Here is a 14,589-nt window from a genome sequence, read left to right as displayed (position 1 = left end):
AACGCCTTATCCTATTGCTGTGCCTGTGGTAATTTTACCTGCAAATTCTCCGGCCACTGCGCCTGTCGATCATATTTCACATAACCCAATGCCGTCATACCGCCTTTTAACAACGCCTGTTGCTGTCGCGCAATATCCTGCGGCACTTGTAGTTTCACCTTAAACATTAATTTCGCTCGCTCCTCCGTGGTTTCTACGGATTTCGGCGTGAACTGTGCTTCAGATGCCACATAGGTAATTGTCGCTGGAAACACCGCATCGACGCCATCCACAACGATACGCGCTTCATCATTGATACTGACTTGGTTAGATTGATAAGAAGGCAAAAACACATTGATATACACATCATTCAGATCCAACACACTGACCACTTTTCCACCCACGCCGAGCACATTGCCGACATCAGTGATTTTATACTCCACTCGCCCACCAATCGGAGATTTGATCACCATATCGGTATCCATATCGGCAATACGTTCAATATCCGCTTCAGCTTGTTCTACCGCAGCCTGCGCTTCCGCCTCTGCTGCTTTTGCTGCGTTTACCCCGGCAACCGCTGCCTGATAAGAGGATTCGCGACGTGCGACTTCAGTCGTGGAAACCAGATTATCCCGTTTTAACTTTCTTGCGTTATCCAGATCCAGTTTCGCTACATTGGCCTGTTGCTGATAAGAATCAATTTCCGCCTGACTGCGCACAACCGCTTCTAATGCCCGTGTTTTCTGCGCCTTTGCCGCATTCAACTGTGCCGTAACCTGAGTAGAGGAAAGTCGAGCCAGTGGTTGATCCTTTTCCACCAAGTCGCCTTCCTGCACATAAATTTCCTCTACGCGTCCCGCATATAGGCTTGCCACATCAATGCGATCGAGCTCCAGACGCCCGTTAACCACCGCAACGCCCTCCGGCGTGCCGGAATCCGCACGGAAGATTTTCCAATAGGCAATTCCCGCCAACACCACCACGACCAATATAATCACCAACAATTTTTTCATAGATTACTCCAAGATACCTCAATTAAACTGATTCAGTTTAGATAATGTACCGACAACCTGCAATCATCAAAGAACGATAAAATGTTGCTTAAACGGACAAATTAGATTATTTTGTTGCTTATCTTCACTAGAAATAATAAAAAAGCGGTAGCATGTTAAACAGAAAAGATATTCGGGTTATAAAAACCTCAAAAAATATTTGCGATGCGTTTTTGGAACTGCTGAAAACCATGGACTTTGATGACATTACCGTGCAGCATATTTTGGATCAGGCGCAGATCAACCGAACTACATTTTATAAACATTACGCCAATAAAAATGCACTCGCCAAGCACCTTATTGACGAATTCAAACAAACGGTCTTTCTGCCGGCGCTGGAAAAACGCTTTGCATACAGTTCATTAAAATTCAGCCGCGAAGTCTCGCCGCTATTACTGCAAAACCGGGAAAAAGTGCGGTCATTATGGAAAATCGAAACGCCTAAAATTCATTTACGGCAGGACATGTATCAGCTGATAAAACAAAAATATATTGAAAATTTACATCCGCAACACGCTGACGAATCAATCAATATCGAATTTCAGGGGCATATGTATGCTTCTTTTGCACTGGCTGCCATGACGTTTTCGGTAAACAGCGAACAACCGTTAGAACCGATACAGATTTTGGCCAATATGAAAATGTTGTTTGAAAAAGCTATTTTGTAAATAAAAATACATAGAAAAAGTGCGGTGAAAAATTCAATCGTTTTTTTCACCGCACTTTTTATCTCACCCTTATTTCAGTCGAGCTTTCGTTTCTGCAATCGCTTCTGCAACGCGCAGCGGCGAAACACCGCCTTTCGCACAACGTTTATCCAGACAGGATTGTAAGGATAGGATCGCATACACGTCCTCATCAACCACCGCACTAAAACGACGAAACTCCTCCAGGCTGAGATCTTCCAACCCTTTGTGCGCCTTAATCGCATACACCACGGTTTCGCCCACAATATGATGAGAATCTCGGAACGGCACACCTTTCGCCACCAGATAATCCGCCAGTTCGGTGGCATTGGAATAACCTTTCAGCGCCGCTTCTTTGCTGCGTTCCGTATTCACTTTAATATCTTCCAGCACGAACGCTGCCATATCCAGACAATCCTGCCAGCTGTCCAATGCGTCAAAAATACCTTCTTTGTCTTCCTGCATATCCTTGTTATAAGCCAGCGGCAGCCCTTTTAGCGTCATCAGCATGGCACTCAGCGCACCGGCAACCCGACCGGTTTTACCGCGGATTAATTCGCAGGCGTCCGGATTTTTCTTTTGCGGCATCAGAGAAGAGCCGGAAGTCACGCGATCGGACAATTCGACGAAATCCGCTTCACCGCTGTTAAAAATAATCATATCTTCGGCAAAACGAGAAAGGTGCACCATGCTTAACGCGGCGGCAGATAATAATTCGATAATATGATCGCGATCAGACACGCTGTCTAAGCTGTTGCGCGTTGCCGCCGCAAAGCCTAAGCCGTGCGCCAACTGCTCGCGATCCACTGCATAGGCGGTTCCCGCCAACGCGCCGCTGCCCAACGGGCAAGTGTTCATGCGCTGATAAGCATCGGTTAAGCGGGAATAGTCACGTTCCAGCATTTCCACATAAGCCATGCACCAGTGCGCAAAGGTAATCGGCTGGGCGCGCTGTAAATGGGTATAACCCGGCATTACCGCCTGTTGATTACGTTCTGCGGTTTCCACCAGTTTACGCTGCAAAGCGCGTACCGAGTGCTGTAACTCGGTAACTCGCTGTTTGCACCACATTTTAATATCCAGCGCCACTTGATCATTGCGGCTGCGACCGGTATGCAGCTTTTTGCCCAGATTACCGACTTTATCAATCAGTTTGCTTTCCACCCAGCTGTGAATATCTTCCGCATCATCCTGCAAAATTGCCTGCGGATTCGACCGCACTTCCAGCAATAACTGCTGCAATGCATTTTCCAGCTGGCGTTGTTCCTGCTCGCTTAATACACCGACACCGACCAGCGCTTTCGACCAGCCGATAGAGCCTTCAATATCCTGCTCCGCCAAACGATAATCAAAACGCAGCGAATCGTTGAAATTTTTAAACCGCTTATCCGCCGCTTGTGTAAAACGTCCACCCCAAAGTGCCATACTATTTCCTTTATCCTTGCTTGTTATCCAATACCCGCGCACGCCCGTCGCCTTACGGATTAATGCGCGTGCCGATGATCTCGCCGCCGAAAAGTGCGGTCAGTTTTTCCGCATATTTCCAGTTTGCAATATCTACACCGCGGTTGAGAATCTTCGCCGCATCCAGCGCTGCATTAACTTTTACGCTCATTCCGTCGGTTATAATACCGTCTTCAATCAAGCGATCAATTTGCGCACCGTTCAGTTGGGCGATCAGGCGCTTGTCGCCGTCCAGCACGCCGTCCACATCGGACAACATCACTAAATCCGCGTCGATCAGCGCCGCAATCGCCGTCGCCGCCTGATCGGCATTAACATTCATCAGCAGCCCGTTATCATCCACTGCAATCGAACTGATAATCGGCAAAAATGCCTCGCCCAACAGCGTATTCAACAGCGCCGGATTACGCGCCACGACCGTCGCTACATGCCCCAGTTCAGGGTCAAACTGCGCGGCACGGGTCAGATTACCGTCCGCCAAACACAGTCCGACCGGGTTCAGTTTAAATTTAGTCGCCTGCGCAATTAGCGTTTTATTGGCAATGCCCGCCAGTGCACCGACAATCACATCAATTTGATCATGCGGTGTAACACGCAGCCCGTTTTTCTTTTTCACCGGCAGTTGCAAGCGACCCATTAATTCGTCCACCACACAGCCGCCACCGTGTACAATCAATAAAGGGCGGTCGAAATTACGCTGATAATCCGCCAGCGCCGTAAACAGATTTTCCATTGCCGCCGGCGTATCCAGCAGCACGCCGCCCAGTTTAATGACTAAAGGTCTCATTCCATTTCCCTACATTAAGCCTAATGTTTCTTCAAAACCATAACGAATATTGGCACATTGCACCGCCTGCGCCGCTGCGCCTTTGAGCAAGTTATCTTCCGCACCGGCGATAACGATATAACCGTCTTTACCGACAAAACCGATATCGCAATAAGGGGTAAATTCCACCGCTTTAATGCTCGGCAAGCCTTCCTCGTAAACGCGCACCAGCGGTTTGTGTTGATAAGCATCGCGATAAGCGGCACGGATATGCTCATTATATACATCGGATTGCAGTTTCGCCGTAATCGTCGCCAGAATGCCACGTTTAAAATTCCCCAGATGCGGCGTAAAAATCACTTCCGTTCCCAAATGGGCGGCGATTTCCGGCTGATGACGGTGATTAAACACGCCGTAAGGATTTAAGCTGACTTCACAAAAACTGGAGGTTAAAGACGCTTTCCGTCCCGCACCGCTGACCCCGCTGACCGCATTAATCACCGGCAAATAGGAGACATCCAACAGGTTGCGCTCAATCAACGGTTTTAGGCACAACTGCGAAACGGTCGGATAACATCCGGGCAGCGCCACCAAATCCGCGTTTCTAACGGCATCCGCATTCCATTCCGCCAAACCGTAAACCGCATTTTCCAGCAATTCCGGATACTGATGCGCAAAACCATAATAGTGCGGGTAAAAATCAGCATTATTTACTCGAAATGCGCCAGATAAATCAAACACTTTGCAGTTATTCTGTAAAAAGATCGGCGCCAAATTATGACTGACCTCGTGCGCTGTCGCCAGAAAAACCAGATCATTAGCCTGCGCCAGTGGTGCTAAATCCTCTTCCAACGGACGCAAGGGTAAATCGGCAATGTGTTTCAGGTGCGGATAAAGAGAAGAAATGGGTTTGTTTGCATCCTGACTGGCGGCGGAAACATATAAGCCGTTCAGTTCAAATTCAGGGTGAGAGGCAAGAATACGCGCAAGTTCAGCTCCGGTATAACCGCTTGCGCCGATAATAATCGCTTTCTGCATAGTACATTGTGCCTTATAATTAACGATAAACCAGTCATATTTGATTAATTATGCTATTATTATGCATAATTAATCACAGATCAACGTTTATTTGTTTATAGGATAACACAAATGAAAAAGCTGCCGCCATTTCTTGAGATGTATTCTCGCTTAATTGCCCTGCCGACGATCAGCAGCGTCGATGCCTCATCCGATCAATCCAATCAAGCGCTGATTGAACTGCTGGCCGACTGGTTGCATAATCTGGGGTTCAATACCGACATCATACCGGTTGAAGGCAGTCGCAACAAATTCAATTTACTCGCCACTTACGGTACCGGCGAAGGTGGACTGCTGCTGGCGGGGCATACGGATACCGTGCCTTTCGATCAGGGACGCTGGAATTATGATCCGTTTAAGTTGACGGAAAAAAACAGCAGATTTTACGGGCTGGGCAGCGCCGATATGAAAGGCTTTTTCGCCTTTGTGCTGGATGCAATCCGCAATATTGAACTGAACAAACTGACTAAACCGCTGCGAATTCTAGCGACCGCCGATGAAGAAACCACATTGATCGGCGCCAGAACTTTCAGTAAGCATAGCAAAATCCGCCCCGACTGCGCCATTATCGGCGAACCCACATCCCTCAAACCGGTACGCGCTCATAAAGGACACATTGGTCAAGCACTGCGAATTACCGGCAAAACCGGGCATTCCAGCGACCCGGACAAAGGCATCAATGCCATCGAATTAATGCACGAGGCCACCGGTTATTTAATGCAAATGCGCAATGAGTTGAAAGCGAACTACCATCACGCCGCCTTTGATATTCCTTATCCAAGCATGAATTTCGGCGCGATTCACGGCGGCGATGCGGTCAATCGGATTTGCGCCTGCTGTGAACTGCATTTTGATATTCGCCCGCTGCCGCATATGCGCTTAGAAGATCTTGATGAAATGCTGCGCGAAAAACTCACCCCGATGTTTGAACAATGGGGAGATTTAATCAGTATCCGTGCCTTACACGAACCGACACCGGGTTATGAATGCGAACATTCGGCGCAGATCGTGCAAGTGGTGGAAAAACTGCTGGGAGAAACATGTGAGGCAGTCAATTACTGTACCGAGGCACCGTTTATTCAGCAACTCTGCCCGACATTGGTACTGGGCCCCGGTTCAATTGAACAGGCGCATCAGCCGGACGAATACCTTTCCGCCGAATTTATTCAGCCGACTAATGCTCTGCTGACCAAACTGATTAGCCATTTTTGCGGATAATCGGTGTAAGCAGATAATAGATGCCAAAAGTGCGGTAAAAATTTTTGACGTTTTTTTCTTATAACATCAATACAATTCGTTAAATTTCAAAAAATAGGCGGACATCACAGTCCGCTCGGTAAACTAAGTTTATCGCCGTTAATTTATCGGCCGAAAATTCGCCTATTTTCGACCGCACTTTACCACGCTATTTCAACAAATCTTCATTTTTGGCGTGATTCCATTTACCGCGTTTTTTATCCATATACTGAAAATATTCGTTGGTAAACGTCCCTTGTGAACAAGTTAATTTATCCCGTCTGGCATTGACCCGCTTGCCCGCCAGCGCCTGATTTAGGGTATCCGGTCCGGTCAGACAGAACACGCCGCCGTCAATGCGACGTTGCTCAATATTATCAATAATAATATCCAACGTATCTTTCAGAAACGAACTGCCTTTCGCTGCGGCCAAAAAGAAATTGGTGTACTTATCGCGGCGGGTAATTACCACTTCGCTATCTGCCGGCTCAATAATTGACGACAGACACCAAACCAGATGCCCGTCAATATCCATATATACGCCACCTTCATGATACAGGGTAAAAATCCGCCAGAAATCCGCCTGCGCCGCACCGTCGGTCAACTTGCCGTATGCCTCGAAAGTACGCGTATCCGCATTGGCTTTGATATACTCGGCACGCGCTTCGGTGCTAACATAACGATAATCATAACTCAGCGCCAGCACACGGTTGAGCAGGTAATTGCAATACACCGGCAAGGTCACTTTATTGCTGTAATTGGTTTGCCAGATAGTGCGGTTGATCTTGCCGTGTTGTGCGGATTTTCGTTTCGCCGGACTGAATTCGGGAATAGTAAAACGCGTTTTCGGAAAAAGCAGATGAAACGGATAGCTGAGCATTTTGACGATATTGCCGGTCAAACGCAGCAAGCCGTTACTGAGCAAAATCAGATTTTCATATTTGACAGGTTTATTCATTGATACACCTAAACTAACAGACAACTGTGCGTACTTTACCAGTTTATTGATAAATAACAAGATTATTCTGAAATGAGATTGAAGTGAGTGGTGGGCGATACCGGTCTCGAACCAGTGACCCCCTCCTTGTAAGGGAGGTGCTCTCCCAACTGAGCTAATCGCCCGACAACGGTCTTTAGACAAATGTCTTTTGACTATCGGTTTTGATGTTCGACACATCAAATGGGAAATTAAACTGAGAGTGGTGGGCGATACCGGTCTCGAACCAGTGACCCCCTCCTTGTAAGGGAGGTGCTCTCCCAACTGAGCTAATCGCCCTCGTCAGTTTAAGCATCACAACATAAGCCACTAAAAAAGTGGTGGGCGATACCGGTCTCGAACCAGTGACCCCCTCCTTGTAAGGGAGGTGCTCTCCCAACTGAGCTAATCGCCCTTATGTTGTGGAGTGGCATTATAAGTGTTATGGCATGACAGTCAACAGATTTTTACATAATTTCGCCCAATCGACGTAAAAATAGGCATAAATTTTGATTTTCTATCGTGCGACGGGTAAAGTCATAGTACAATATTGCTCATTTATTTTCAGGCAAAACAAAGGCAATATAATGAAATCAGAATCCCTATTTGAATTAGATCCGAATGTTAAAGTGCGCACCCGCTTCGCACCAAGCCCGACCGGCTATTTACACGTCGGCGGCGCAAGAACCGCGCTGTATTCTTGGCTTTATGCCAAACACAATCAGGGCGAATTCGTGCTGCGTATCGAAGATACGGATTTGGAACGCTCAACCCCGCAAGCCACACAAGCGATTTTAGAAGGCATGGCATGGCTGGATCTGAGCTGGGAACACGGCCCTTATTATCAGACCAAGCGGTTTGAGCGCTATAATCAAGTGATCGATCAAATGCTGGAGCAAGGTCTCGCCTACCGCTGTTATTGCTCGAAAGAACGTCTGGAACAATTACGCCATACGCAAGAACAACATAAAGAAAAACCGCGCTATGACCGCCATTGCCTCAATGATCACAGCCATTCGGCGGACGAACCACATGTAGTGCGCTTCAAAAACCCGACGGAAGGTTCTGTCGTGTTTGAAGATGCCGTGCGCGGGCGAATTGAAATCAGCAACAGCGAACTGGATGATCTGATTATCCGCCGTACCGACGGCTCACCGACTTATAACTTCTGCGTCGTCGTCGATGACTGGGATATGGGCATTACGCACGTGGTACGCGGCGAAGATCACATTAACAACACACCGCGCCAGATTAATATTTTGCAGGCATTGGGCGCGCCGATTCCGACTTACGCTCACGTGTCCATGATCCTCGGTGACGACGGTCAAAAACTGTCTAAACGCCACGGTGCAGTCAGCGTCATGCAATATCGTGACGACGGCTATCTGCCGGAAGCGCTGGTCAATTATTTAGTGCGTCTGGGCTGGGGACATGGCGATCAGGAAATTTTCAGCCGCACAGAAATGATCGAGCTGTTTGATTTACATTCCGTCAGCAAATCCGCCAGTGCTTTCAATACAGAAAAATTGCAATGGCTGAACCAGCACTATCTGCGCACGCTAGATCCTGCCTATGTGGCGCAGCACCTTGCCTGGCACTATCAGGATCAAGGCATCGACACCACAAACGGTCCGGCGCTGACAGAGATTGTCAATATGCTAGCGGAACGTTGTAAAACCTTAAAAGAGATGGCTGCCACAAGCCGTTATTTCTTTGAAGATTTTGACCATTTCGATGAAAGTGCGGTGAAAAAACACTTTAAATCTGCTGCTATCGCACCGTTGCAAAAAGTACAAGAAAAACTGACCGCACTTGAGCTCTGGGATTTGCACAGCACTCACCAAGCCATTGAACAAACTGCCGCCGAACTGGGCGTCGGCATGGGGAAAGTCGGCATGCCACTAAGAGTAGCCGTCACCGGCGCTGGACAATCGCCGTCTATGGACGTGACACTGGTGGCAATCGGGCGCGAACGCACGCTGGCACGGATTCAGCGCGCCATTGACTTTATCAAACAACAAAACGCTTAATATTTCGGCTGCCGAACGAATATTTGCGATTTAATATTGACAGCTTAACTGGCGGAATTTATCATAGCGCCACAAACAGCATTTCGGGGATATAGCTCAGTTGGGAGAGCGCTTGAATGGCATTCAAGAGGTCGTCGGTTCGATCCCGATTATCTCCACCAAATCACTAAAGCAAGGTAAATCACCTTGCTTTTTTTACGCCTAAAATAGCGCATTCTAGTGAATTTAATCGTTTATTTTGGTTTATTCTAAATCATATTGACCGCAAATTTTGGTAACACGTTTAGTAACACCATGATATAGTAACAAGAAATCGTGTTACTAAATGGGGGATTTATGCCACGTATTACCAAGCCTTTAACTAATACAGAAGTTGAAAGAGCAAAGCCAAAAGATAAAGAATATAATTTATCAGACGGGCAAGGCTTGCACTTACGGATTAAGCCCACTGGGGCGAAAACATGGACTTTTAACTACTATCACCCCACCACAAAGAAGCGCACCAATTTAACCGTAGGCAATTACCCTGAAATAACGCTTGCACAGGCGCGCCAACAGCGAGAAGAATGGCGGGCTTTACTTGCACAAGGGGTGGATCCGCAAACGCACAGGGCGCGCATAGCGCGAGAATTAGAGCTTGCCGAGGCTAATACCTTCCTAGCTGTAGCCGAAAAATGGCGCGCCAAGAAGCAAGGCGAGATAACCAAGAAAACATTAGATAAATATTGGAGTAGCTTACGCCTTCATATCTTCCCGTTTATTGGCGCGTACCCAATTAGTGAGATAGTACCCACACTAGCCCTAATCCCACTACAACGCGTAGAACAGCGTAACAATATTGACATGGCAAACCGTCTAGCGAGCTACATTAATGAGATATTAAACTATGCCGTGAACGGTGGACTTATTCCGTTTAACCCTTGCTTACGAATGAATAAAACGTTAAAACAGCACAAAAAAGAAAATAACCCGCGTATTAAAAGTGAAGAATTACCGGAATTTATGCAAGCCTTATCACAAGCCAAGATTGAGCCACAAACCCGCGCTTTAATTCAGTTTCAGCTTTTAACTATGGCAAGACCGGGCGAGGCAAGCGGGGCGCAATGGTCGGAAATTGATTTAAATAAGCGATTATGGACGATTCCGGCAGAAAGAATGAAAGCGAGAGAAGTGCACGTTATTCCGCTATCTTCTCAAGCCGTTCAACTATTGGAAACCTTGCAACCAGTAACGGGGCGCTTTGAATATGTATTCCCTAAACATGGTGATAACCACGCGCCTATGAGTTCATCAAGCGCCAATATGGCTATAAAGCGAATGGGCTACGCCGGCAGACAAACCGCCCACGGCTTGCGGGGATTAGCTAGAACTTACTTAGCCGAACAGAACACCAACCACGAACACGCAGAGGCTTGCCTAGCCCACAAAACAGGCGGGAACGTAAGCCTAGCCTACAACCACGCCACCTACTTAGAGCAACGCAAGGCAATAATGCAAAAATGGGCGGATTATGTAGAGCAATGCGCACAAGGCTCAAGCCTTTTGAGATAATCTTCCACCACCAACAAGGGCGAACAATCGCCCTTTTTTTTCGCCTTATTCTCACCTTTCATCATTTTCTATAAAACTTTTTAAAATTTTTTCCACTTTTCCACTTAACTAAAGATTTTTTATCTTATCTATATGAAAATAAAGAAAAATAATTAAGTGGTAAATTAAGTGGTTTAAAGTGGTTAAGTGGAAAAAAGAGAAGAGTAAGAAAAAAGGCAATTTTGCCAACTGTTTAAAATCTATCCAATCGAAAAATATTTTTGTTTCTTTCAAGTTCTAGAAAGAGCCTTATTATGTTAAATAAACCCGCAAAAGTTCCTAAAAAGCCCACCCGTTCAAACCACGTTTAAATTTTCCCCGCTTGCTTTAAATAATTTTAGGCGCACCGTTGGGATCACTTCAAAAATTTAAATCAAATTTAAGCGATTTAAACCGCATTTAAAGCAATTTCAAATACTATTTAAGCATACAAACTCTTTTCTTTTTACGTTTCTCATTTTAAGTGGTTTTTAACCATTTAAAATGAGAAATTGGCGCTTTTCGGCGCTATTGACAGCACGTTTGCAACAATTTACGCTAAATAACGCATGATAAATCAATTTAATCTAAGCGGAGCGATTTAATATGAACGAACAACAAAACCCAATCAATGACAAACACTACACCGTGCGCGAAATGGGCGAGCTTTTTGGCGTATCCCGGAGCAAGTTAGACCGTTTGGCGAGAGAAGGGAAAATCAAGAAAACCAAATTTGGCGCGACTACGCTTTATAAAGCGACGGAAATTCAACGTTATTTAGCGAGTATCAACCAATGAGGACACAGAAACAGGCAGGGCTTTTCAGTGCGCCAACACCAAAAAGCCCCTTATCATCATTTAGCCAAGCGAGCAAAACAATGACTAATTCACATTTTAGCAAAATATTTTGCCAATTTGCCAAAAAACACTTTACAAAGTGCGGTGGCTTTTGGCATTATTTTGCCGTGGTTGCAAAATCAACCGCCGAGCCTGAGAACTCGAATCATTTATCAGTGGCGCAGAACACGCCTATTGCGTGTTTTTTTATGCGTAGCGCACACGCACCCCAAGAACGCCTAGCGCGTCCGTCTATGGTAGCGTGTAGCGGGAAAGGTTTCGCCCTTTGCTGTTTTCCACTGATGACAGTTTCTCAGCCCGTTACACGTTACCGCCCAAGCCTGAGAACTTTAGCGGTAACTTCCAATCAATTTTTCAGTGGAGTTACGCAAATGTATCAATTCATTTTTGCCGGCATACGCCGAACCGACCTTACAAACCGTATTCAAAAAATCCGCATTCAAGCCGAAAGCGAACTACAAGCCCGCGCTATTTTAGCCCGTGAATTTGTTTTAGTCCTTGCCGGCAGAATTAACCTGAAAAACCTTTCCAATTTTGACCGCGCTTTAACGGGGAGAATTTATGCATAATATTCTTCAAAATGCCCTGTGCGAACATTTAGACCAAAACACAAACGACCCTAAAAAACTCAATGAATATTATCAAACGTTTAAAGACAGCGAAGAAAGAACGGCGGAAGCCTTGGCTATTTACGCCGATTTAGTTTTTGATTATGGCGTAGATAAAGATAGTACGTTATCTAAGATAGATGCGCCCGTAGTCATGGGGATTGGCATGGTACTCAGAAGCCTAGCTAATGATTTAAGCCTTGCGCAATATGGGCACGAATACACAAGCATGGCATTGGATCGCTTAACTCAAGGTGGCAACAATGAAAACTAAACTTAAAAACGCCCCGCATTTAGCCGACCAAGCGCAGGACGGGGCGGAATTGATTATTTTAGTCGGTTCCAAAGCGTGGCAGGCATGGGATAAAGGCAACGGGATAGAATGGAGCTTATTAGCGCAAGCGATTGAGACCGACCCGAAACAAAAGCCCGTGATTCTTGGCTCAAGCCAGTTAGAGGAAATCAACGCCTTAAACCTTGCCGAAAACGACCGCACTTTTGTGCGCCTTTGCCAATTCGGAAAATTTTCGCATTCCGAGGAATTGCCGGCGGTGGTGGCGAACTTGGCAAAGAATACGAACGTTCAAACCTTGACCTTGTGCGATAGTTTAGGGCACTTACAAGAAGACGGAGATTTATCGGACTGGCTAAAACGCACACGGGCGCAAGGCGCGGAAAGCGTGGCGGAGATGTTGGCGGAAACCTTAACCCCGAATGCGCCATTATTGGATTTTGAAAGCGAAAAACCGACACAGCCGGAAATCGCCGAAGCCTTTTTGAACTGGAATGCCAACCCGCTAAGAACGGACGGCAATTCAGGTGAATCCTTTGAATATAACGGGCTATACTGGGAAAAATTGCCAAGTATGGAACTTCAACGAAAAGTGCGGGAGTTTTACAGGGCGCACGGCTATAACAAGTACACCGCCAACAGCTTAAAATCTATCGCGGATTTAATTGCGATTGAAGCGGAAAGAATACCCACACCAAGCCCCGATTTTATCGGCTTTCAGAATGGCGTATTAAATAAGAAAACGGGCGAGTTTATGCCGCACAAAATTGACCATTATTTGCGCTCGGCAGAAAAATTTGAGTGCAATATTCAAAGCAAAAACACACCACATTTTGATGACTGGCTTGATTTTGTATGTAATGACAACGACAACAAGCGCAATGCAATCTTAGCGGGGCTTTATATGGTACTCACCAATCGCAACGAATGGGGACTATTTTTAGAAGCAACCGGCGCGGCGGGCGCGGGAAAATCCGTATTTTCGCGCATTGCGTCCATTATCAACGGCGAAATCAATACGGCTTACATCAGCCTACAAGAATTAGAAAAAGACGAAAAGCGGGCAATGCTTATCGGTAAAAGCCTAGCCATATCACCGGATCAGAAACCTTACACCGGAAGTGCGGACGAATTGAAAGCGATTACCGGGGGCGACAATGTAGGCGTAAGAATGCTTTATGTTGGATCATTTTCAACAAAACTTAGCCCAGTGTTTATGCTTGTGACAAACAACCCGCTAGAATTTACTGACCGTAACGGCGGAATATTGCGCAGACGGATTATTATCCCGTTTGAGCGGGAGATTCCGAAAGAGAAAAAAGACGTGCATTTTACGGAAAAAGTGCAAGCGGAAGTTTACGGCATTGTGAATAAACTATTGGCACTGTATCCGAATTCGGATACTGCCCGCCAAATTTTAGAAGACTACCGCGAATTAGATGAAGGGAAAGAAATAAAACGCGAATCTAATCATTTAATTGATTTTGCGGGAAATTTTGAATTAAGGGAAAAACGAAATGAGCAAGCACTAAGACCAGGCAACGCGCGAGGCGGATTTTTTCCGCATGGAAAACAAGACAAACCCGACAGCCTTTATTCAGCTTATTTATTTTATTGCGAATGCAATGGGATAAACCCAATAAACCGCCGTTCCTTTAATTATGCAATTATTGATATATTCAAGGAGAGTGGCGAAAAAATAAGATTTGAGATTAAAGACTATAACGGCAACCCAACAACCAATGCATTTTGGAAAAATCGTAGCTTATCTATACGACAATGGGAGGGATAGAGTAAAATATTATTGCGGTGGGGTTTCCTACTGGAAAGGTTGCGGTTCCGCCCGTATTATCCTGTTCGAATCAGGCAAACCACCGCACCTAATTAGGCACAACAAGGCGACTTTGTCGCCTTTTTTTCGCCTAAAATTTGTCTTTTTTATCTGTTTTCACTTTAAAAAGTCACTTGAGTGATTTGCATCACTGAATCTAAAGCC

The 14,589-nt window shown here is 46.0% G+C and carries 13 protein-coding genes and 4 tRNA genes; 9 read left to right on the top strand and 8 right to left on the bottom strand.

Annotated features, from left to right (window positions below; all coding sequences use genetic code 11):
- Window positions 1-11: 11 nt before the first annotated feature.
- A complete protein-coding gene (locus BN3349_RS00765; protein WP_040975403.1) occupies window positions 12-992 on the bottom strand; it encodes an HlyD family secretion protein in 981 nt (326 codons plus the stop codon).
- A gap of 152 nt (window positions 993-1,144) precedes the next feature.
- Between BN3349_RS00765 and BN3349_RS00760 the strand changes: the two genes are divergently transcribed.
- Window positions 1,145-1,699, top strand: coding sequence for a TetR/AcrR family transcriptional regulator (locus BN3349_RS00760; RefSeq protein ID WP_032108368.1), 555 nt, complete (start codon window positions 1,145-1,147; stop codon window positions 1,697-1,699).
- A 69-nt stretch (window positions 1,700-1,768) separates the two neighbouring features.
- On the opposite strand, the gene argH is transcribed toward BN3349_RS00760, so the two are convergent.
- The 3 genes from argH to argC are packed head-to-tail and all read right to left on the bottom strand — an operon-like array spanning window position 1,769 to window position 4,985.
- Complete coding sequence (gene argH / locus BN3349_RS00755; protein WP_040975402.1) at window positions 1,769-3,142, bottom strand: argininosuccinate lyase; 1,374 nt, start codon at window positions 3,140-3,142, stop codon at window positions 1,769-1,771.
- 52 nt (window positions 3,143-3,194) lie between these two features.
- Window positions 3,195-3,968, bottom strand: coding sequence for an acetylglutamate kinase (argB, locus tag BN3349_RS00750; RefSeq protein ID WP_040975401.1), 774 nt, complete (start codon window positions 3,966-3,968; stop codon window positions 3,195-3,197).
- Window positions 3,969-3,977: 9 nt separating this feature from the next.
- Window positions 3,978-4,985: an N-acetyl-gamma-glutamyl-phosphate reductase gene (gene argC, locus BN3349_RS00745; protein WP_040975400.1), complete on the bottom strand. Its 1,008-nt coding sequence runs from the start codon at window positions 4,983-4,985 to the stop codon at window positions 3,978-3,980.
- A gap of 111 nt (window positions 4,986-5,096) precedes the next feature.
- Between argC and argE the strand changes: the two genes are divergently transcribed.
- Window positions 5,097-6,242: an acetylornithine deacetylase gene (argE, locus tag BN3349_RS00740; RefSeq protein ID WP_040975399.1), complete on the top strand. Its 1,146-nt coding sequence runs from the start codon at window positions 5,097-5,099 to the stop codon at window positions 6,240-6,242.
- A 187-nt stretch (window positions 6,243-6,429) separates the two neighbouring features.
- Here the strand turns inward: argE and BN3349_RS00735 are convergent, their stop codons facing one another.
- The 4 genes from BN3349_RS00735 to BN3349_RS00720 all read right to left on the bottom strand — a co-directional run bounded on the left by BN3349_RS00735 (window position 6,430) and on the right by BN3349_RS00720 (window position 7,651).
- Window positions 6,430-7,218, bottom strand: coding sequence for a glycosyltransferase family 32 protein (locus BN3349_RS00735; RefSeq protein WP_040975398.1), 789 nt, complete (start codon window positions 7,216-7,218; stop codon window positions 6,430-6,432).
- A gap of 88 nt (window positions 7,219-7,306) precedes the next feature.
- Window positions 7,307-7,382: transfer RNA gene (locus tag BN3349_RS00730), tRNA-Val, on the bottom strand.
- A gap of 78 nt (window positions 7,383-7,460) precedes the next feature.
- Window positions 7,461-7,536, bottom strand: a tRNA-Val gene (locus BN3349_RS00725).
- Window positions 7,537-7,575: 39 nt separating this feature from the next.
- Window positions 7,576-7,651, bottom strand: a tRNA-Val gene (locus BN3349_RS00720).
- A 172-nt stretch (window positions 7,652-7,823) separates the two neighbouring features.
- Between BN3349_RS00720 and gltX the strand changes: the two genes are divergently transcribed.
- From gltX to BN3349_RS00685, 7 genes are all read left to right on the top strand, one after another.
- Window positions 7,824-9,266, top strand: a complete 1,443-nt coding sequence (gltX, locus tag BN3349_RS00715; protein WP_040975397.1) for a glutamate--tRNA ligase — start codon at window positions 7,824-7,826, stop codon at window positions 9,264-9,266.
- Window positions 9,267-9,351: 85 nt separating this feature from the next.
- Window positions 9,352-9,427, top strand: a tRNA-Ala gene (locus tag BN3349_RS00710).
- Window positions 9,428-9,602: 175 nt separating this feature from the next.
- On the top strand, window positions 9,603-10,817 hold the full coding sequence (locus BN3349_RS00705; RefSeq protein WP_040975396.1) for a tyrosine-type recombinase/integrase: 1,215 nt from the start codon (window positions 9,603-9,605) through the stop codon (window positions 10,815-10,817).
- A gap of 624 nt (window positions 10,818-11,441) precedes the next feature.
- Window positions 11,442-11,633, top strand: coding sequence for a helix-turn-helix domain-containing protein (locus tag BN3349_RS00700; RefSeq protein WP_040975395.1), 192 nt, complete (start codon window positions 11,442-11,444; stop codon window positions 11,631-11,633).
- Window positions 11,630-12,262, top strand: coding sequence for a host cell division inhibitor Icd-like protein (locus BN3349_RS00695; protein WP_245853693.1), 633 nt, complete (start codon window positions 11,630-11,632; stop codon window positions 12,260-12,262). The genes BN3349_RS00700 and BN3349_RS00695 overlap by 4 nt, the downstream gene beginning before the upstream one ends.
- A complete protein-coding gene (locus BN3349_RS00690; protein WP_040975393.1) occupies window positions 12,255-12,575 on the top strand; it encodes a hypothetical protein in 321 nt (106 codons plus the stop codon). Before BN3349_RS00695 ends, BN3349_RS00690 begins: the two co-directional genes overlap by 8 nt.
- Window positions 12,565-14,385, top strand: coding sequence for a DNA primase family protein (locus BN3349_RS00685; protein WP_040975392.1), 1,821 nt, complete (start codon window positions 12,565-12,567; stop codon window positions 14,383-14,385). The genes BN3349_RS00690 and BN3349_RS00685 overlap by 11 nt, the downstream gene beginning before the upstream one ends.
- Window positions 14,386-14,589: the final 204 nt, after the last annotated feature.

This window comes from Necropsobacter massiliensis (assembly GCF_000827595.2).
In the GTDB taxonomy this organism is placed as follows: domain Bacteria; phylum Pseudomonadota; class Gammaproteobacteria; order Enterobacterales; family Pasteurellaceae; genus Necropsobacter; species Necropsobacter massiliensis.
The sequence above is the reverse complement of the archived record's forward strand: the minus strand, read 5'-3'. Positions and strand labels throughout refer to the sequence as shown.

Coding starts and splice junctions, on each gene's coding strand:
- BN3349_RS00765 (WP_040975403.1), bottom strand. CDS start 992: ATGAAAAAATTGTTGGTGATTATATTGGTCGTGGTGGTGTTGGCGGGA.
- BN3349_RS00760 (WP_032108368.1), top strand. CDS start 1,145: ATGTTAAACAGAAAAGATATTCGGGTTATAAAAACCTCAAAAAATATT.
- argH (WP_040975402.1), bottom strand. CDS start 3,142: ATGGCACTTTGGGGTGGACGTTTTACACAAGCGGCGGATAAGCGGTTT.
- argB (WP_040975401.1), bottom strand. CDS start 3,968: ATGAGACCTTTAGTCATTAAACTGGGCGGCGTGCTGCTGGATACGCCG.
- argC (WP_040975400.1), bottom strand. CDS start 4,985: ATGCAGAAAGCGATTATTATCGGCGCAAGCGGTTATACCGGAGCTGAA.
- argE (WP_040975399.1), top strand. CDS start 5,097: ATGAAAAAGCTGCCGCCATTTCTTGAGATGTATTCTCGCTTAATTGCC.
- BN3349_RS00735 (WP_040975398.1), bottom strand. CDS start 7,218: ATGAATAAACCTGTCAAATATGAAAATCTGATTTTGCTCAGTAACGGC.
- gltX (WP_040975397.1), top strand. CDS start 7,824: ATGAAATCAGAATCCCTATTTGAATTAGATCCGAATGTTAAAGTGCGC.
- BN3349_RS00705 (WP_040975396.1), top strand. CDS start 9,603: ATGCCACGTATTACCAAGCCTTTAACTAATACAGAAGTTGAAAGAGCA.
- BN3349_RS00700 (WP_040975395.1), top strand. CDS start 11,442: ATGAACGAACAACAAAACCCAATCAATGACAAACACTACACCGTGCGC.
- BN3349_RS00695 (WP_245853693.1), top strand. CDS start 11,630: ATGAGGACACAGAAACAGGCAGGGCTTTTCAGTGCGCCAACACCAAAA.
- BN3349_RS00690 (WP_040975393.1), top strand. CDS start 12,255: ATGCATAATATTCTTCAAAATGCCCTGTGCGAACATTTAGACCAAAAC.
- BN3349_RS00685 (WP_040975392.1), top strand. CDS start 12,565: ATGAAAACTAAACTTAAAAACGCCCCGCATTTAGCCGACCAAGCGCAG.